The sequence below is a fragment of the Enterobacter quasimori genome (assembly GCF_018597345.1).
In the GTDB taxonomy this organism is placed as follows: Bacteria; Pseudomonadota; Gammaproteobacteria; order Enterobacterales; family Enterobacteriaceae; genus Enterobacter; species Enterobacter mori.
This window is the reverse complement of sequence record NZ_JAHEVU010000001.1, coordinates 836345-854915: the sequence shown is the minus strand read 5'-3', so window position 1 is coordinate 854915 and position 18571 is coordinate 836345. Positions and strand designations below refer to the sequence as shown.

18 protein-coding genes are annotated in these 18571 nt (G+C 56.4%); 14 read left to right on the top strand and 4 right to left on the bottom strand.

Features of this window, described 5'->3' with window-relative positions; genetic code table 11:
• The first annotated feature begins 238 nt into the window (after positions 1–238).
• The 8 genes from hinT (at position 239) to KK102_RS04105 (ending at position 6324) form a co-directional block, all read left to right on the top strand.
• Positions 239–598: a purine nucleoside phosphoramidase gene (gene hinT / locus KK102_RS04140; RefSeq protein ID WP_010429724.1), complete on the top strand. Its 360-nt coding sequence runs from the start codon at positions 239–241 to the stop codon at positions 596–598.
• Between the two features lies 1 nt (position 599).
• Positions 600–974, top strand: a complete 375-nt coding sequence (locus tag KK102_RS04135; protein ID WP_126543722.1) for a YcfL family putative periplasmic lipoprotein — start codon at positions 600–602, stop codon at positions 972–974.
• Positions 975–984: 10 nt separating this feature from the next.
• Complete coding sequence (gene lpoB / locus KK102_RS04130) at positions 985–1632, top strand: penicillin-binding protein activator LpoB (protein ID WP_089599887.1); 648 nt, start codon at positions 985–987, stop codon at positions 1630–1632.
• The gene (thiK, locus tag KK102_RS04125) at positions 1613–2437 is read left to right on the top strand and encodes a thiamine kinase (protein ID WP_216357022.1); all 825 of its coding nucleotides are present in this window, start codon (positions 1613–1615) and stop codon (positions 2435–2437) included. Before lpoB ends, thiK begins: the two co-directional genes overlap by 20 nt.
• 11 nt (positions 2438–2448) lie before the next feature.
• Positions 2449–3474, top strand: coding sequence for a beta-N-acetylhexosaminidase (gene nagZ / locus KK102_RS04120; RefSeq protein WP_216357021.1), 1026 nt, complete (start codon positions 2449–2451; stop codon positions 3472–3474).
• A 34-nt stretch (positions 3475–3508) separates the two neighbouring features.
• Positions 3509–4051: an alpha/beta hydrolase YcfP gene (gene ycfP / locus KK102_RS04115; protein ID WP_089599890.1), complete on the top strand. Its 543-nt coding sequence runs from the start codon at positions 3509–3511 to the stop codon at positions 4049–4051.
• 235 nt (positions 4052–4286) lie between these two features.
• Positions 4287–5591, top strand: a complete 1305-nt coding sequence (locus KK102_RS04110; protein WP_023335290.1) for an NAD(P)/FAD-dependent oxidoreductase — start codon at positions 4287–4289, stop codon at positions 5589–5591.
• Between the two features lie 193 nt (positions 5592–5784).
• Positions 5785–6324 carry a glycine zipper 2TM domain-containing protein gene (locus KK102_RS04105; RefSeq protein ID WP_029485037.1) on the top strand — a complete coding sequence of 180 codons (540 nt, stop codon included), beginning with the start codon at positions 5785–5787 and terminating at the stop codon, positions 6322–6324.
• A gap of 60 nt (positions 6325–6384) precedes the next feature.
• On the opposite strand, the gene comR is transcribed toward KK102_RS04105, so the two are convergent.
• A complete protein-coding gene (gene comR, locus KK102_RS04100) occupies positions 6385–7020 on the bottom strand; it encodes a TetR family copper-responsive transcriptional repressor ComR (protein ID WP_010429744.1) in 636 nt (211 codons plus the stop codon).
• A gap of 244 nt (positions 7021–7264) precedes the next feature.
• Here comR and bhsA point away from each other — a divergent pair, with 244 nt between their 5' ends.
• Entirely contained in the window at positions 7265–7522 is a 258-nt protein-coding gene (bhsA, locus tag KK102_RS04095) for a multiple stress resistance protein BhsA (protein ID WP_006174713.1), read from the top strand.
• Between the two features lie 71 nt (positions 7523–7593).
• Here bhsA and ldtC read toward each other — a convergent pair whose 3' ends face one another.
• The 3 genes from ldtC to KK102_RS04080 form a co-directional block, all read right to left on the bottom strand.
• Positions 7594–8559: a L,D-transpeptidase LdtC gene (gene ldtC / locus KK102_RS04090; protein ID WP_126543868.1), complete on the bottom strand. Its 966-nt coding sequence runs from the start codon at positions 8557–8559 to the stop codon at positions 7594–7596.
• 142 nt (positions 8560–8701) lie between these two features.
• On the bottom strand, positions 8702–12148 hold the full coding sequence (gene mfd, locus KK102_RS04085) for a transcription-repair coupling factor (RefSeq protein ID WP_216357020.1): 3447 nt from the start codon (positions 12146–12148) through the stop codon (positions 8702–8704).
• 148 nt (positions 12149–12296) lie between these two features.
• Positions 12297–13370 carry an acyltransferase family protein gene (locus KK102_RS04080; protein WP_216357019.1) on the bottom strand — a complete coding sequence of 358 codons (1074 nt, stop codon included), beginning with the start codon at positions 13368–13370 and terminating at the stop codon, positions 12297–12299.
• A 257-nt stretch (positions 13371–13627) separates the two neighbouring features.
• Between KK102_RS04080 and lolC the strand changes: the two genes are divergently transcribed.
• From lolC to cobB, 5 genes are read left to right on the top strand one after another with little or no spacing between them, the layout of a single operon-like run.
• Positions 13628–14827 (top strand): lipoprotein-releasing ABC transporter permease subunit LolC, encoded by a 1200-nt coding sequence (gene lolC, locus KK102_RS04075; RefSeq protein WP_216357018.1) that lies wholly within the window; start codon positions 13628–13630, stop codon positions 14825–14827.
• Positions 14820–15521 (top strand): lipoprotein-releasing ABC transporter ATP-binding protein LolD, encoded by a 702-nt coding sequence (gene lolD / locus KK102_RS04070; RefSeq protein WP_010429765.1) that lies wholly within the window; start codon positions 14820–14822, stop codon positions 15519–15521. The genes lolC and lolD overlap by 8 nt, the downstream gene beginning before the upstream one ends.
• On the top strand, positions 15521–16765 hold the full coding sequence (gene lolE, locus KK102_RS04065; RefSeq protein ID WP_216357017.1) for a lipoprotein-releasing ABC transporter permease subunit LolE: 1245 nt from the start codon (positions 15521–15523) through the stop codon (positions 16763–16765). Before lolD ends, lolE begins: the two co-directional genes overlap by 1 nt.
• A 54-nt stretch (positions 16766–16819) precedes the next feature.
• Positions 16820–17731 carry an N-acetylglucosamine kinase gene (gene nagK / locus KK102_RS04060; RefSeq protein ID WP_216357016.1) on the top strand — a complete coding sequence of 304 codons (912 nt, stop codon included), beginning with the start codon at positions 16820–16822 and terminating at the stop codon, positions 17729–17731.
• Positions 17732–17745: 14 nt separating this feature from the next.
• A complete protein-coding gene (gene cobB / locus KK102_RS04055) occupies positions 17746–18567 on the top strand; it encodes a Sir2 family NAD+-dependent deacetylase (RefSeq protein ID WP_010429776.1) in 822 nt (273 codons plus the stop codon).
• Positions 18568–18571: the final 4 nt, after the last annotated feature.

Here is an 18571-nt window from a genome sequence, read left to right as displayed (position 1 = left end):
GTTATTAGCACTGTAAACAGATGTTTCGGACGAAACTGAAATAATGTTTCAGAGGAATAATGTCGTCTGGCGGTCACTCTCCAGCCAGCTGGTGAGGGATCGGGAAAGAAATCGAGGGAGAAGGTTGAAAGGACAGGAGAAACTCGCTCATACTCTTGCGTTGTATCACACTGTCGTAAAGACTGTATGTGTGAATAGCGGACGCATCACGCCAGATTAATCAAAAAAGGAAAAGGTCATGGCCGAAGAAACGATTTTCAGTAAAATTATCCGCCGCGAAATCCCGTCGGATATCGTCTTTCAGGATGAGTTGGTGACGGCTTTTCGGGACATTTCACCTCAGGCGCCGACGCATATCCTTATCATTCCAAATATTCTGATTCCTACCGTCAATGATGTGAAAACCGAGCATGAAGTGGCGTTAGGCCGTATGCTAACGGTAGCCGCGAAAATTGCTGAGCAGGAAGGCATCGCTGAAGACGGCTATCGTTTGATCATGAACTGCAATCGCCACGGCGGTCAGGAAGTTTATCATATCCATATGCATCTTCTGGGTGGGCGACCGCTGGGACCGATGCTGGCACATAAAGGTCTTTGACATGTTAACAGGGCGTATTGCAGCGCTGATGATAACGCTGGTGATAGCAGGGTGCAGCGCGCGTCCTGCGATCCCCGTCAGCGACGAACAGACGCTGGTGATGGAGTCCTCAGTCCTTGCTGCTGGCATTACGGCAGAGCAGCCTTCGCTGACCATTAGCGAAATCCAACCTTCTGCTTCCTCTACGCTCTATAACGAAAGACCTGAGCCAGTGACGGTACATTACCGCTTCTACTGGTATGACGTAAGAGGTCTTGAAATGCATCCGCTTGAGGCGCCGCGTAGCGTGACCATTCCGGCAAGATCGTCGGTGACGCTCTATGGCAGCGCTAACTATTTGGGTGCGCATAAGGTGAGACTTTATCTTTATCTGTAAGGGGTGATCCTTGATTAAAAATATGAGCCGTTATGTGCTCTTAAGTGCGTTTGCACTTTTCCTCGCAGGGTGTGTGACGCGTACTGAACAGCCTGCGCCAGTGGATGAGGCGAAACCGGGTACGGAACAGCCGACACAGCCAACGCAGCCTGTGCCAACGGTGCCTTCTGTCCCGACCATTCCGGCGCAGCCTGGCCCAATTGAGCACCCGGACCAAACGTCCCAGCCTGCGCCGCGCGTGCGTCACTATGACTGGAATGGCGCAATGCAGCCTATGGTGGGCAAAATGTTGCAGGCTCAGGGCGTGACGCCGGGAAGCGTACTGTTGGTGGATAGCGTAAATAACCGCACCAATGGTTCACTCAACGCGGGCGAAGCGACGGAAACGCTGCGTAACGCGTTAGCAAACAACGGCAAATTTACCCTGGTTTCGACACAGCAGCTGGCGGTAGCCAAGCAGCAGTTGGGCCTGTCGCCGCAGGATAGCCTGGGCTCGCGCAGCAAAGCGATAGGCATTGCGCGCAACGTTGGCGCTCAGTATGTCCTCTATTCTAACGCCACCGGTAATGTAAACACGCCTTCGCTGCAGATGCAGCTGATGCTGGTTCAGACAGGTGAAATTATCTGGTCAGGGAAAGGTGCCGTTACGCAACAATAGCTGCACGCGTGACGAGATTCTGACGCGTTATTTTCCTCAGTATCGCCTTATCGCGCCGCAGGCCCACTCCGGGCTTGGCGACGCGAGCTGCATCATTGAGCAGGGCGAACATCGGCTGGTGCTGCGACAGCATCACGATATTTCTGCCCCTGCCTCCCACTTTCGCCGACAGTTTCGTACGCTGAGGCGCTTGCCTGCGGATCTCGTGCCGAAGCCCTGTTTTTATACGCAGGGCTGGATGGCGGTAGAGTATCTTGCGGGGGAGATCAAAAGCGCGCTTCCGCATACTCCCACGCTCGCCGCGATGCTGTATCATCTTCACCGCCAGCCCTGCCTGGGATGGCGGGTCACGCTGTTACCGCTGCTGGAAAAATACTGGCAGCAGGCCTCGCCCGACAGACGAACGCCATTGTGGCTTGCGCAGCTTAAACGGTTGCGAAAGCGAGGGGAACCGCAGCCCTTACGGCTTTCGCCGTTGCATATGGACGTCCACGCCGGGAATATTGTACATACGCCCGCGGGGGCCAGGCTCATCGACTGGGAGTATGCCGGGGATGGCGACGTGGCGCTGGAGCTGGCGGCGGTCTGGATGCCGGATGATGCCTCCCGTGAGCAGCTTATACTGGCCTATGCCCGTGAAGCGCAGATGGATGCGTTAATGCTGATGCGGCAGGTCAGGCGGTGGCGACCCTGGGTATCCATGCTGATGGCGGGCTGGTTTGAAATGCGCTATCAGCAATCAAACGACAAACACTTTATTACGCTGGCAGATGACGTCTGGCGTCAGTTACAAACTAAAGGATAAGAGAGGTTCGTGTGGGTCCAGTCATGTTGGATGTCGAAGGGTTTGAGCTGGATGCGGAGGAGCGCGACATTCTGGCGCATCCGCTGGTAGGGGGGCTGATTCTGTTTACCCGCAACTACCACGATCCGGCACAATTGCGCGAACTGGTTCGTCAGATCCGCGCGGCGTCCCGTAACCATCTGGTGGTCGCGGTGGACCAGGAGGGCGGGCGCGTGCAGCGCTTCCGCGAGGGTTTTACCCGCTTGCCTGCCGCACAATCTTTTGCTGCGCTGCTGGGTACGGAAGAGGGCGGTAAACTGGCGCAGGATGCTGGCTGGCTGATGGCGAGCGAGATGATTGCGATGGATATCGACATCAGCTTTGCTCCCGTTCTGGATGTGGGCCATATCAGCGCCGCGATTGGCGAGCGTTCATACCATGAAGATCCGCGCATTGCGCTGGCCATAGCCACCCGTTTTATCGACGGGATGCACGCAGCGGGCATGAAAACCACCGGCAAACACTTCCCGGGACATGGCGCAGTGACGGCAGATTCTCACAAAGAGACGCCGCGCGATCCGCGTCCGGAAGCGGAAATCCGTGCCAAAGATATGTCGGTGTTCCGTTCGCTTATCACCGATAACAAGCTTGATGCCATCATGCCTGCACACGTGATTTACAGCGATGTCGATCCGCGTCCGGCCAGCGGTTCACCGCACTGGCTGAAAACGGTGCTGCGTCAGGAGCTCGGCTTTAACGGCGTGATTTTCTCCGACGATCTGTCGATGGAAGGGGCGGCAATCATGGGCAGCTACGCGGAGCGCGGGCAGGCATCCCTGGACGCAGGTTGCGATATGATCCTCGTCTGCAATAATCGTAAAGGGGCCGTCAGCGTGTTGGATAACCTGTCGCCGATCAAAGCAGAGCGTGTTACACAATTGTATCATAAAGGTTCATTTAGCCGTCAGGAGCTGATGGATTCGGCGCGCTGGAAGACGGTCAACGCCCAGCTTGATGCACTGAATGAGCGCTGGCAGGCACATAAAGCCAGCCTGTAAACCCTCCCGGAAGGCGTAGCGTGGTGAGAAGACAATGATCATCTATTTACACGGTTTTGACTCAAACAGTCCTGGTAATCATGAGAAGGTGCTGCAGCTGCAGTTTATCGATCCGGATGTACGGCTGATCAGCTACAGCACGCGTCATCCGAAGCATGATATGCAGCATCTGCTCAAGGAAGTGGACAAGATGTTACAGCTCAACGTCGATGAACGCCCGCTGATCTGCGGCGTGGGGCTGGGGGGCTACTGGGCCGAACGCATTGGCTTCCTGTGCGACATCCGCCAGGTCGTGTTCAATCCCAACCTGTTCCCGAACGAGAACATGGAAGGCAAAATTGACCGCCCGGAAGAGTATGTCGACATCGCCACCAAGTGCGTGAGTAACTTCCGTGAGAAAAACCGCGACCGCTGTTTAGTGATCCTCTCTCGGCAGGATGAGGCGCTGAACAGCAGCAGGGCGGCAGAACTGCTGCATCATTACTATGAGATTGTCTGGGACGAGGAACAGACCCACAAGTTCAAGAATATCTCTCCGCATCTGCAGCGCATCAAAGCCTTCAAAACGCTGGGCTAAGCCAAAGCCTGCCACCCGAAACCCGGTACGCCTTTGCGACCGGGTTTCTTTTTGTCCAGAATTGTCTACTTTTAAGCCATCAAAACTTGATGCATATCAATTTTGGTATGACCAATGCGCCTGACGTGTTATTCTCAATTCACCTGAATGGTTTCAGTGCTGTAACCTGTTGTTAATTAAGGGTTATTTTTATAACTTTTACTTAACAATTGGTTAATAATTTGAGGGGGTCACGTTGACTACGCCATTGAAAAAGATAGTGATTGTAGGCGGTGGTGCTGGCGGGCTGGAGCTGGCCACACAGCTGGGTAAAAAGTTGGGTCGCGGCAAAAAAGCCAAAATTACGCTGGTGGATCGCAACCATAGCCACCTGTGGAAACCGCTGCTGCACGAAGTGGCGACCGGTTCGCTGGATGAGGGCGTGGACGCGCTGAGCTATCTGGCGCATGCGCGCAATCACCATTTCCAGTTCCAGCTGGGATCCGTGGTGGATATCAACCGTGAAAGCAAAACCATTACTCTGGCCGAACTGCGTGATGAAAAAGGTGAACTGCTGGTTCCTGAACGCAAGCTGGCGTATGACACGCTGGTCATGGCGCTGGGCAGTACCTCTAACGACTTCAACACGCCGGGCGTGAAAGAGCACTGTATCTTCCTCGATAACCCGCACCAGGCGCGTCGTTTCCATCAGGAAATGCTAAACCTGTTCCTGAAGTACACCAGCAATATGGGGGCGAACGGTAAGGTTAATATCGCCATTGTCGGCGGCGGCGCGACGGGCGTTGAGCTGTCTGCTGAGCTGCACAACGCGGTGAAACAGCTGCACAGCTACGGTTACAAAGGGCTGACTAACGAAGCGCTGAACGTGACGCTGGTTGAGGCCGGAGAACGCATTCTGCCTGCGCTGCCGCCGCGTATTTCCGGTGCGGCGCACAATGAGCTCACCAAACTGGGCGTGCGGGTGCTGACGCAGACCATGGTGACCAGCGCTGACGAAGGCGGCCTGCATACTAAGGACGGCGAGTATATCAAAGCGGATCTGATGGTCTGGGCGGCGGGCATCAAAGCGCCTGATTTCATGAAAGAGATCGGCGGGCTGGAAACCAACCGCATTAACCAGCTGGTGACAGAGCCGACGCTGCAAACCACGCGTGACCCGGAAATCTTCGCTATTGGTGACTGTGCATCCTGCGCCCGTCCTGAAGGTGGATTCGTGCCGCCGCGCGCCCAGGCCGCACACCAGATGGCAAGCCTGGTGCTGCACAACATCCTGGCGCAGTACAAAGGCAAGCCGATGAAGGCCTATGTCTACAAAGACCATGGTTCTCTGGTGTCTCTGTCAAACTTCTCTACCGTCGGCAGCCTGATGGGTAACCTGATGCGCGGCTCGATGATGGTAGAAGGGCGGATTGCACGCTTCGTGTATATCTCCCTTTACCGTATGCATCAAATTGCGCTGCACGGCTACTTCAAAACCGGTCTGATGATGCTGGTCGGCCGAATCAACCGCGTGATCCGCCCTCGACTGAAGCTGCACTGATATTTCTCTCCCTCCGGGCCATCCGGAGGGTTTTTTTAGCATTTCATGCTGTACATTACACTTTGCGTGCTTAAGAGTTCTCTCAAACACGATATATCTCCCCCATACGGCCATTTTTTAATCCTTTGTCTTATTGGCGAGGACTGACCCCTGCTGCAAAATAGTTTCCAATAGCAACAAAGGAGGAAGTCCCGTGAATAAATCAATGTTGGCGGGTATAGGGATTGGCGTCGCTGCTGCGCTAGGTGTGGCTGCCGTAGCCGGTCTCAACGTACTTGATCGTGGCCCGCAGTATGCGCAGGTTGTTTCCGCTACCCCGATTAAAGAAACCGTGAAAACCCCTCGTCAGGAGTGCCGTAACGTCTCCGTGACTCACCGTCGTCCGGTTCAGGATGAAAACCGCATTGCCGGTTCAGTTCTCGGGGCCGTAGCCGGTGGCGTGATTGGTCATCAGTTTGGTGGCGGACGTGGTAAAGATGTGGCGACGGTTGTAGGGGCACTGGGTGGCGGCTATGCCGGTAATCAGGTGCAGGGCGCCATGCAGGACAACGACACGTACACCACCACGCAGCAGCGCTGCAAAACCGTTTATGACAAGTCAGAAAAAATGCTGGGCTATGACGTAACCTACAAAATTGGCGACCAGCAGGGCAAAATCCGCATGGATAAAGACCCTGGCACCCAGATCCCTCTGGACAACAATGGTCAGCTAGTACTGAACAACAAAGTGTAAAAAAGATGTTCTCTGAACTTAGCTCCTCATGCGCTCAGGCTGAGGAGCTTTTTTTTTGCCTTAAAGTTTAAGCAGTTCAGGCCACAGACGCAGCGTGGTTTGCGTAATACTCTGCAGTTTTTCAAGCGTAGCCCCTTCACGGGCGCTAATGGACATACCCTGTAAAATACAGCTCAGGTATTGCGCCAGCTCCTGCGGGCGGCAATGCGCCGGGATTTCACCGCGCTGCTGCCGCTGGGCCAGAAACGTACTTAACGTCTCCTCCTGCATGGCGTGGCGGGATTTCACCGTATTGGCAATCTCTTTCGACGACGCAGCAAGCGTGGCGGAGGTGTTGATCATAAAACAGCCCGCGGGCGTGTCTTTGCTGGTAAAGCAGGTCGCGACGGCGCAGAAATAGTCCTGCAACGCCTGCTCAACGCTTTTCTCTTCGCAAAAAAGCTGCGCCTCGTGTTTTGCCGCAAAGCGCGAGATGTATCTGTCCAGCACTGCCCTGAACAGCCCCTCTTTGTTGGTAAATTCCGCATACAGCGTGGGTGCCTTGGCGCCGGTCGCTTCGACCAGATCGGAAAGCGAGGTCGCTTCGTACCCATGTTGCCAGAAGAGTGTCATGGCCTTATCGAGCGCCGCATCCCTGTCGAACACTTTTGGTCGGCCACGGCTTTTCTTTGCGCAACTCGTGACTTCGGTTGTCATTTGCCGTTGGTCCTCAGTTGGTTTGTTGAATGACCATTATAAAAATAAACCCATCCCGCGACCAGCGTAGTTTGCTTAAAAATAAATTAATCATATGGGTATGAAAATTAACGGAAATAAAATTAATTTAACGGTCGTTATAAAAACATGTTGACGTGTGAGCTGGATCACATCTATCATTTACCTATCGATCGTTAAGTAAATAACTTACGACGCCCAATTCATCTGCCTAAAGGTAAAAATCATGAAAAACGTAAAAACCCTGATCGCTGCTGCTGTACTTAGCTCACTCTCTTTCGCAAGCTTCGCCGCTGTAGAAGTACAATCTACTCCTGCTGACCAACAAAAAGTGGGTACCATCTCTGCAAACGCGGGGACTAACCTGGGCTCTCTGGAAGATCAGCTGGCGCAGAAAGCGGACGAGATGGGGGCGAAATCGTTCCGCATCACCTCAGTGACCGGCCCTAACACCCTGCATGGTACTGCTGTTATCTATAAATAAGCCTGGCTGAACCCTCATTTATGCCACTGCTATAAAAAACGCCCTGCATTTGCAGGGCGTTTTTTTGGTACTTACAGTGACTGCGGAGTGACGTCTCCATGTCGCGTGACGTCGATTGGCATTCCTGAGCGGGCTTCCATCGCGCGCTCCATCACCACGCTATCGGTATTCGTATTCGATTTAAAGCTCACCATCGCGGCATTCAATGGAATGGGCAGCGTCTGCGGATCGTCACCGAGATGTTTTGATAATGGCTGATGAATTTCGACCAGCCGCACGCCGCCGGGCTCTTCCGAGGCCTTAATCGGCGTGTTGATAATGTTCACTTTTGTGCCCGGCGTAATCACGCTGTAGAGCGTCTTGATGTCGTCATCGCGCAAACGAATACAGCCGGAGCTGACGCGCATACCGATGCCGAAATCCGCATTCGTTCCATGCAGCAGATAAACCCCACCGTATGCCGCGAGGCGGATCGCGTGATGACCCATTGGGTTGTCCGGTCCCGCTGGCACGACTGCGGGCAGATCGATGCCCTGAGCTTTATAGCGTGCGCGAATATTTGCCGTAGGTGTCCAGGTTGGGTTAGCACGTTTATCCGACACGGTAGTGACCATGGTTGGCGTCAGCGTATCCCCGCCCAGCTGGCCGATACCGATTGGATAAACGGTCACTTCTTTTTTACCCGGCGGATAATAGTAAAGCCGAAGCTCGGCAAGGTTAATCACGATCCCCTGGCGCGGTGCATCAGGAAGAATGGTCTGAAGCGGGATCGTCAGCACGCTGCCAGCGCGCGGCACGTAAGGATCGACACCGGGGTTGGCCTGCAGCAAGGCCAGAAAGCCGACGTTATATTTTTTGGCAATGGCCTCCAGCGAACCCCCGTTATCTTCAACAACATGAAAACGGTTTTGCCCGACAACGTTGCTGCCAGGGGGGGGAAGGGGCCAGGTGTTTGCGCGCGCAGGCAGCGCAACGGCTACCGTAGCGGCAAGCGCAAGCAGGGTGATCCAGCGAGTAAAACGCGAAGCGGTCATTATCATAATCCCTATAAATGATAAGGTTATTGTTTTATAAAGGGTTAAAGATAATTATGGCGAACAGGTGTGTCGGGAAGATCGGGTGAAGTGCAAAGAGTTTGTAAATTCTCCCCCGTCAGCCAGGCGCTGGCGGGGGAGAAGATTACGCGATAGCGTTCTCTTCAAGCTGGCGCATAAAGTTGCGCACCCAGTCCATGCGGGTTTTGCGTTCTGCCAGTTCCTGAGTAAAACGCAGACGCGTCGGGCCGTCCAGGCGGAAGTGCTGCGGCTGTTTTTGCAGCAAACCAATCAACCACATCGGATCGACATGGTTTTTTTCCGCGAATTCAATCACGCCGCCTTTTTCATTCCCTTCGAGCTTGCGAATGCCCAGCTTTTGCGCCTGCTGACGAAGCCGCGCGATATCCAGCAGATTTCGCGCGGCATCCGGCAGCAGCCCGAAGCGGTCGATCAGCTCCACCTTGATCTCTTCCAGCTCGTTTTCTTTTTTTGCGCTGGCGATACGTTTGTAGAACGACAGACGGGTATTCACATCAGGAATGAAATCATCCGGCAGCAGGGAAGGCATACGCAATTCCACCTCGGTCTGCTGGCTGGTTAAATCTTCCAGCGACGGCTCGCGTCCGGCCTTCAGCGCATCGACGGCATTTTCCAGCAGCTCCATATAGAGCGAGAAGCCGATGGTCTCCATCGAGCCGCTCTGGTCTTCACCCAGCAGTTCACCGGCACCGCGGATCTCGAGATCGTGTGTCGCCAGCGCAAAGCCTGCGCCAAGGTCTTCCAGTGAGGCGATGGCTTCCAGACGCTTTTGAGCGTCGGTGGTCATCGCTTTCGGATGCGGCGTCAGCAGCCAGGCGTAGGCCTGATGGTGCGAACGCCCGACGCGACCGCGCAACTGGTGCAGCTGTGCCAGGCCAAAGTGATCCGCGCGTTCGATAATAATCGTGTTCGCGGTCGGGATATCAATACCGGTTTCAATGATGGTGGTACACACCAGCACGTTGAAGCGCTGGTGGTGGAAATCATTCATCACCCGCTCCAGCTCGCGCTCGCGCATCTGTCCGTGACCGATAGCGATACGCGCTTCCGGCACCAGCTCCGCCAGCCTGTCCGCCGCTTTTTGAATGTTCTCTACGTCGTTGTAGAGGTAGTACACCTGGCCGCCGCGCAGCACTTCACGCAGGATCGCTTCGCGCACCACCAGATTGTCATATTCGCGGACAAAGGTTTTTACCGCCAGACGGCGCGCCGGTGGCGTGGCGATAATCGACAGATCGCGCATGCCGCTCATCGCCATGTTCAGCGTACGCGGGATAGGCGTTGCGGTCAGGGTCAGAATGTCGACGTCGGCACGCATCGCTTTGATGCGCTCCTTATGGCGCACCCCGAAGCGGTGCTCTTCGTCGACGATCAGCAGCCCCAGATCTTTCCACTTCACGTCGCTTTGTAGCAGCTTGTGGGTGCCGATCAGGATATCGATTTTACCTTCACTGGCCTGTTCCAGAATTTGCGTCTGCTCTTTAGCGCTGCGAAAACGCGACAGCATCTCGATACGCACTGGCCAGTTGGCAAAGCGGTCGCGGAAGTTGTCGAAGTGCTGCTGGGCAAGCAGGGTAGTAGGCACCAGTACCGCCACCTGCTTGTTATTCTCCACGGCCAGGAAGGCGGCGCGCATGGCGACTTCAGTTTTACCGAAGCCCACATCACCGCACACTAAGCGGTCCATCGCCAGCGGCTGGCACATGTCGCTCAGCACCGCGTTAATGGCCTGCGCCTGATCCGGCGTGGTTTCAAACGGGAAGCTGTCGCAGAACAGCTGATACTGCTCTTTATCATGCTTAAACGCATAACCTTCTTTGGCCGCGCGCTGGGCATAGATGTCCAGCAGCTCGGCCGCCACGTCGCGCACTTTTTCCGCCGCCTTCTGGCGCGCGCGCGCCCAGGCGTCGCCGCCCAGCTTGTGCAGCGGTGCATTCTCTTCGGCACCGCCTGCATAGCGGCTGATCAGGTGCAGGGACGAGACCGGCACATAGAGTTTGGCGTCGTTGGCGTAGGTCAACATCAGGTATTCACCTTTGATGCCGCCTGCTTCAAGGGTGGTCATCCCCTGGTAGCGTCCGACGCCGTGCTCGAGGTGAACAATCGGCTGGCCCGGGTGCAGTTCGGCCAGGTTGCGGATCAGCGTGTCCGGGTTGATGGTGCGACGGCTATCCTGACGGCGGCGCGCCACGCGCTCGCCGAGAAGGTCGCTTTCGCAAATCAGCGCCACGTTGTTGAGCGTGTCGATAAACCCATGCTCAGCGGCACCGATCATCAGATAGCGACCCGTTCCGGTGGCGTCGTCCAGCCGCAAAATGCGCTTTGGCGCGATCTTAATGCGCCCAAGCAGTTCGCCTAACGCTTCGCGACGACCTTCACTTTCAACGGAGAAGACCACCGACCCGGTAAAGGATTCCAGGAACTTGCGCAGATTATCCAGCGGGGATTTTTGCTGCGCCTGTACGGAGAGGTCCGGCAGCTTTTGGAAGGCCAGGTTGGTATTGGCCGCTTTATCCGCGAGCGAGTCGGTTCTGAGCTGCATGCGCGGCCAGCGCTTCAGTTCGGCATTGAGCTCATCGCTGCGCAGCCAAAGCGTTTCCGGCGGCAGCAGCGGACGCATCGGATCCACGCCACGGTTCTCGAAGCGAGCGCGAGTTTCACTTTCAAAGCGGCTGGCGCTGGCGTCAATATCCCCGGTGTTGACAATCAGCGTGTTCGCCGGGAAATAGCTGAACAGCGCGGGCAGCGGCTCGTTGAAGAACAGGGGCTGCCAGTATTCGATCCCCGCAGGCAGAGTGCCTTTGCTGACCTGCTGATAAATGTGCTCGGCATCGCGCTTTACGTCGAACCTGTCGCGCCACTGGCTGCGGAACAGCTCGATAGCGGTTTTGTCCGTCGGGAATTCATGTGCGGGCAGCAGGTTGATGGATTCCACTTCTTCCAGCGTGCGCTGCGTGTCGGCGTCGAACACGCGCAGGCTGTCGATTTCATCGTCAAAGAAATCCAGGCGGTACGGCTGGTCGCTGCCCATTGGGTAAAGATCGAGCAGCGCGCCGCGGGTGGCGTATTCCCCGTGCTCCATCACCTGATCGACATGGCGATAACCGGCACCGTCAAGCTGCGCGCGCAGGGCATCACGCGACAGGCGCTGGCCTTTTTTCATCACCAGCGCGTGACCGTGCAGATAGCTGTGCGGGCAGACGCGCTGCATCAGCGTATTGACAGGCACAATTAACACGCCGCGCTGCATGGTCGGAAGCTGATACAGCGTAGACAGGCGTGAAGAGATGATCTCCTGATGCGGGGAGAAGCTGTCATACGGCAGCGTTTCCCAGTCGGCCAGGCTGGACACCAGGCTATCGGTAAATTGACGGATTTCGTCATGCAGGCGCAGGGCGTTTTGCATATCCGGGGCAATCAGCACCACCGGGCCGGGATGGCGCTCAGCGATTTCTGCCACCAGCGTGGCGCACGCCGCGCCCGTGAGTTCGCCCAGCTGGCGTTGGTCGCCTGCTTTAACAGGCAAGGTAAAGCGATAGTGTTCAGGCATGGCTATGTCAGAGTCTCTTATGGATATACCAACAGTATTGGGGCATATCACTGATACGCAATGTCTTTATTATCCTCGATCGTTTTGCATTAGCAAATTGTAAGCGCACGGGAGGCAATTCGCCCCCGACAAGGGGGCGGAGAGGGCATCAGCGGGTCGCCGTTGACGGGGAGAGCGTAGCGGGCGGGGAGAAAAAGACATCGCCAAAGAGAGAGGTGGAAATCTTGCGTATGCCAAGCCCTACAAGGGTGCAGACCAGCAGGCTGGCGAACGGATAAACCAGAATCAGCGTTAACTCGGCCCACGCCGGCCAGTACGCGGCATTCATTTCACCAATCAGGAACAGGCTAAAAGCCTCAATTAAAATGCGATGCGTGGTGTAAATCGCAATGGTATTCGAACCCACCACATTCAGCAGGTTTCCGGGATGGACGGCATAACGTTGCTCAACGCTGTAGAAAAGCTTCATGATCAGCACAATCGACAGCAGTGAGAGCGGGAGAGGAACGTTTGCAAACCACAGCACCACGGATACCGCCCCGAACGCGATCAGCGCCAGCCAGACGCGACCTATTTTCAGCCCCTTCATCCAGGCCATAAGCTGTGCACCGTACCACGAGCCCAGGCTGTAGTAGATCATGTTACGCACGACGCTGTTCATTCCCCACCACGGCAGCGGCAGGAAGTTAATGGCAATGCTCGCCAGCGCCAGCAGGCCCAGGACAGGCAGCTTCCAGCGGCTCAGCAGTTTGCACAGGGTGAAATAGACCACCAGGGCATACAGATACCACAGGCTGGTGCTGGCCGTGAGCATACCCAGAATAAAGCCCGAGACAGAGTCGGCGTAGGCCGCATTCGAGGAGGTTGCCAGTTCACGTTCCGGTGCGAGCCAGGCATTGAGGTGGGTCAGCGCCTGCCACTGCAGTATTCCCCATAGCGCCAGCACCCAGACGATGCTCCAGATGCGCTTGTCAAGGCTGGTGCGCCAGTCGACTTCGTCAATGTATCGGCGGATCAGAAAGCCGGAGATAAAGAAAAACACCGGCATGCGGAACGGTGCGAGATACAGGTTAAAATAGACCCAGCATTTGGCGAGAAGCCCTGACAGCGGATGCTGCAGCCCGCTGAGATGAGGATAAAAGGTGATGACCGAGTGGTAAATCACCACCAGGCAGATGCACAGCCCCTTTATCTGATTAATCCATAATGCTTTTTGTTTCATCGGTAACCAATACCTGTTTTGCCATAAACGAACGGGTAATTGTTCTAAAACGACAGAGAGATGTAACGGGTAACAGTCTGTATCAGGAGGTTTTTCGGAAAAGGTGGAGGTTGCAAGGTGAGTATTCAGACAATAGCACCCTGATTTATCTGAATTTTTCGGAAAAATGATTACCAAAGCTTACGGTTTCAGTCATTTACGCTTAACGGATTCGCTTATATACTCGTGGGTCTGCTATCAGCAAACAGACGGATTTCATGTATCAACCTGTCGCACTCTTTATAGGCTTACGTTACATGCGTGGGCGCGCCGCCGACCGCTTCGGTCGCTTTGTCTCCTGGCTTTCGACTATTGGCATTACGCTCGGCGTAATGGCTCTGGTGACGGTGCTTTCCGTCATGAACGGCTTTGAGCGCGAGCTGCAAAACAACATCCTGGGGCTGATGCCGCAGGCCGTTCTCTCCTCAACCAACGGTTCCGTGAACCCACAACAGCTGCCGGAAAGCGCGGCGAAGTTACAGGGCGTCACGCGCGTAGCGCCGTTGACGACCGGCGACGTGGTGCTGCAAAGCGCCCGCAGCGTGGCGGTCGGCGTGATGCTGGGGATTGATCCGGCCCAAAACGATCCGCTGACGCCGTATCTGGTTAACGTGAAGCAATCCGATCTGCAGCCCGGTAAATACAACGTTATCCTCGGCGAACAGCTTGCCGGCCAGCTTGGCGTCAACCGCGGTGACCAGCTGCGGGTGATGGTACCTTCTGCCAGCCAGTTTACGCCGATGGGGCGCCTGCCAAGCCAGCGCCTGTTCAATGTGATAGGTACCTTTGCCGCCAACAGCGAAGTCGACGGCTATCAGATGCTGGTGAACATTCAGGATGCGTCGCGCCTGATGCGCTACCCGGCGGGAAACATTACCGGCTGGCGCCTGTGGCTCGATCAGCCGCTCAAGGTCGATACCCTCAGCCAGCAAACGCTGCAGGACGGCACCAAATGGCAGGACTGGCGCGAGCGCAAAGGCGAATTGTTCCAGGCCGTTCGCATGGAGAAAAACATGATGGGGCTGCTGCTGAGCCTGATCGTGGCCGTGGCCGCATTTAACATCATCACCTCGCTGGGCCTGATGGTGATGGAGAAGCAGGGCGAAGTTGCCATCCTGCAAACCCAGGGGCTCACGCCGCGCCAGATCATGGCCGTATTTATGGTGCAGGGGGCCAGTGCCGGTATCATCGGCGCGCTGCTCGGCGCCGTGCTGGGGGCACTGCTTGCCAGCCAGCTCAATAACTTAATGCCGATCATCGGCGCGCTGCTTGACGGCGCGGCGCTGCCGGTGGCTATCGAGCCGCTGCAGGTGGTCGGTATTGCGCTGGCCGCGATGGCCATTGCGCTGCTTTCTACGCTTTATCCTTCCTGGCGCGCCGCCGCCACTCAACCCGCTGAGGCTTTACGTTATGAATAAGATCCTGTTGCAATGCGACAACCTGTCCAAACGCTATCAGGAAGGCACTGTGCAGACCGACGTGCTGCACAATGTGAGCTTTAGCGTGGGCGAAGGCGAGATGATGGCGATTGTCGGTAGCTCCGGCTCGGGCAAAAGTACGCTGCTGCATCTGCTGGGCGGGCTGGATACGCCAACCGAAGGCGACGTGATTTTCTCCGGCCAGCCGATGAGCAAAATGTCCTCCGCGGCGAAAGCCGAGCTGCGTAACCGCGAGCTGGGCTTTATCTACCAGTTCCACCACCTGCTGCCGGACTTCACGGCGCTGGAAAACGTGGCGATGCCGCTGCTGATTGGCAAAAAGAAACCGGCAGAAATTAACGCCCGTGCCAGCGACATGCTGAAAGCGGTAGGGCTGGGCCATCGCGGAAACCATCGTCCCTCTGAGCTTTCCGGCGGCGAGCGCCAGCGCGTGGCGATTGCCCGTGCGCTGGTCAACAACCCGCGCCTGGTGCTGGCGGATGAGCCAACCGGTAACCTGGATGCACGCAATGCGGACAGTATCTTCCAGCTTTTGGGCGAGCTGAACGCTTCTCAGGGCACCGCGTTTCTGGTGGTAACCCACGATCTGCAGCTGGCAAAGCGCATGGGGCGCCAGCTTGAGATGCGCGACGGCCATCTGAACGCGGAACTGACCCTGATGGGAGCAGAGTAATGGCGTCACCGTTATCGTTACTCATCGGTTTACGTTTTAGCCGCGGCCGCCGTCGCGGCGGCATGGTGTCGCTGATCTCCGTCATCTCGACCATCGGTATTGCGCTGGGCGTGGCGGTGCTGATCGTAGGCTTAAGCGCGATGAACGGCTTTGAGCGCGAGCTGAACAACCGCATTCTGGCGGTCGTGCCGCACGGGGAGATCGAGCCGGTTAACCAGCCATGGACGAACTGGAGCGATGCGCTCGCCAAAGTTGAAAACGTGCCGGGCATCGCCGCGGCTGCACCCTACATTAACTTTACCGGGCTGGTGGAGAGCGGGGTAAACCTGCGCGCCATTCAGGTGAAAGGGGTGAACCCGGCGCAGGAAGCGCGTCTCAGCGCGCTGCCGAACTATGTGCAGAACGGCGCGTGGGCCAACTTCAAGGCGGGCGAGCAGCAGATCATCATGGGTAAAGGCGTGGCCGATGCCCTGAAGGTGAAGCAGGGCGACTGGGTGTCAATCATGATCCCGAACGCCAGCGCCGACCACAAACTGCAGCAGCCTAAGCGCGTGCGCCTGCACGTCACCGGTATTCTTCAGCTGAGCGGTCAGCTCGATCACAGCTTTGCGATGGTGCCGATGGAAGACGCGCGCCAGTATCTCGACATGGGCGACAGCGTGACGGGCATTGCCATTAAGGTGAACGACGTCTTTAACGCCAACAAGCTGGTGCGCGACGCGGGCAGCGTGACCAATAACTATGTCTACATCAAAAGCTGGATCGGCACTTATGGGTATATGTACCGTGATATCCAGATGATCCGCGCCATTATGTATCTGGCGATGGTGCTGGTGATTGGTGTGGCGTGCTTTAATATCGTCTCGACGCTGGTGATGGCGGTCAAGGACAAGAGCGGCGACATCGCCGTGCTGCGTACCCTCGGGGCGAAAGACGGTCTTATTCGCGCCATCTTCGTCTGGTACGGTTTGCTGGCGGGGCTGTTCGGCAGCCTGTGCGGCGTGGTGATTGGCGTGGTGGTTTCCCTGCAGCTGACCCCAATCATCAACGGGATCGAAAAGCTTATCGGCCACCAGTTCCTGTCGGGTGATATCTATTTTATTGACTTCCTGCCGTCTGAACTGCACTGGCTGGACGTTTTTTATGTGCTGGTTACAGCACTTTTACTGAGTCTGCTGGCAAGCTGGTATCCGGCGCGTCGCGCAAGCCGAATTGATCCGGCGAGGGTATTAAGTGGCCAGTAATTACGTCATGATCTAGCGGCTTTCGGGTCGCCAGATCGAAAGAGGAATGCGTTTATGTATTATGGATTTGATATTGGCGGCACCAAGATTGCGCTCGGCGCGTTTGATAAAGACCTTAAACTGCAGTGGGAAACCCGCGTTCCCACGCCGCGCGAAAGCTACGACGAATTTTTAACCGCGATTGCCGCGCTGGTGGCGCAGGCGGATGAACGTTTCGGCGTGAAAGGCAGCGTCGGCATCGGTATTCCGGGCATGCCCGAAACCGACGACGGTACGCTTTACGCGGCCAACGTGCCTGCCGCCAGCGGTAAACCGCTGCGCGCCGATCTCTCTGCTCTCCTTGAACGCGACGTGCGTTTAGACAATGATGCCAACTGCTTTGCGCTCTCTGAAGCCTGGGACGATGAATTCCGTCGCTATCCGCTGGTGATGGGGCTGATCCTCGGTACCGGCGTCGGCGGAGGAATCGTCATCAACGGTAAGCCCATTACCGGCCGCAGCTACATTACCGGCGAGTTTGGCCATATCCGCCTGCCGGTGGATGCTCTCGAGGTGGTGGGGCGTGATTTCCCGCTGACCCGCTGCGGCTGTGGCCAGCACGGCTGTATTGAGAACTACCTCTCCGGCCGCGGGTTTGCATGGCTTTACGAACACTTCTATCATCAGAAACTTGAGGCCCCTCAAATCATTACCCTGTGGGAGCAAGGGGATGCGCAGGCGCGTGAGCACGTCGAGCGTTATCTGGATCTGCTGGCGGTGTGTCTGGGAAATATTCTCACCATCGTCGACCCGGATCTGCTGGTGATCGGGGGAGGGCTGTCAAACTTTACCGCGATTACGGAACGGTTGTCCGGGCGTTTGCCCCGACATTTATTGCCGGTTGCCCGCGTGCCGCGTATTGAACGCGCGCGACACGGGGACGCAGGAGGCATGCGCGGAGCCGCATTCCTTCATCTCACCGATTAGTTTACGAGGTTTCTATGCTGTCGCGTCGCCAGGGTCGACTCAGCCGTTTTCGCAAAAACAAACGCCGCTTGCGTGAGCGCTTGCGCCAGCGAATCTTTTTCAGAGACAGAATGATGCCAGAAGCGATGGATAAACCCAGAGTGGTGGTGCTGACCGGCGCGGGGATCTCCGCCGAGTCAGGAATTCGAACCTTCCGCGCGGCGGACGGGCTGTGGGAAGAGCACCGTGTCGAGGACGTGGCGACGCCGGAAGGTTTCGCCCGCGATCCGGACCTGGTGCAGGCGTTTTATAACGCCCGCCGTCGCCAGCTTCAGCAGCCTGAGATTGCGCCTAACGCGGCGCATCTGGCGCTGGCTAAGCTGGAAGAGGCGCTGGGGGATCGTTTTCTGCTGGTGACGCAGAATATCGATAACCTGCACGAGCGGGCGGGTAACAAAAACATCATCCACATGCACGGCGAGCTGCTCAAGGTTCGCTGCGCCTGGAGCGGTCAGGTGCTGGACTGGAAAGAGGACGTGCTGCCGGAAGACAAATGCCATTGCTGTCAGTTTCCTGCGCGTTTACGCCCGCACGTGGTGTGGTTCGGCGAAATGCCGCTGGGCATGGATGAGATCTACAGCGCGCTGGCGATGGCGGACGTGTTCATTGCCATCGGTACGTCCGGGCACGTCTATCCGGCGGCGGGATTTGTTCACGAGGCTAAACTCCAGGGCGCGCATACGGTAGAGCTTAATCTGGAGCCGAGTCAGGTGGGCAGTGAGTTTGAAGAAAAACACTATGGCCTGGCAAGTGAAGTGGTGCCAGCTTTTGTGGATAAACTCCTGAAGGGGCTGTAGTTGT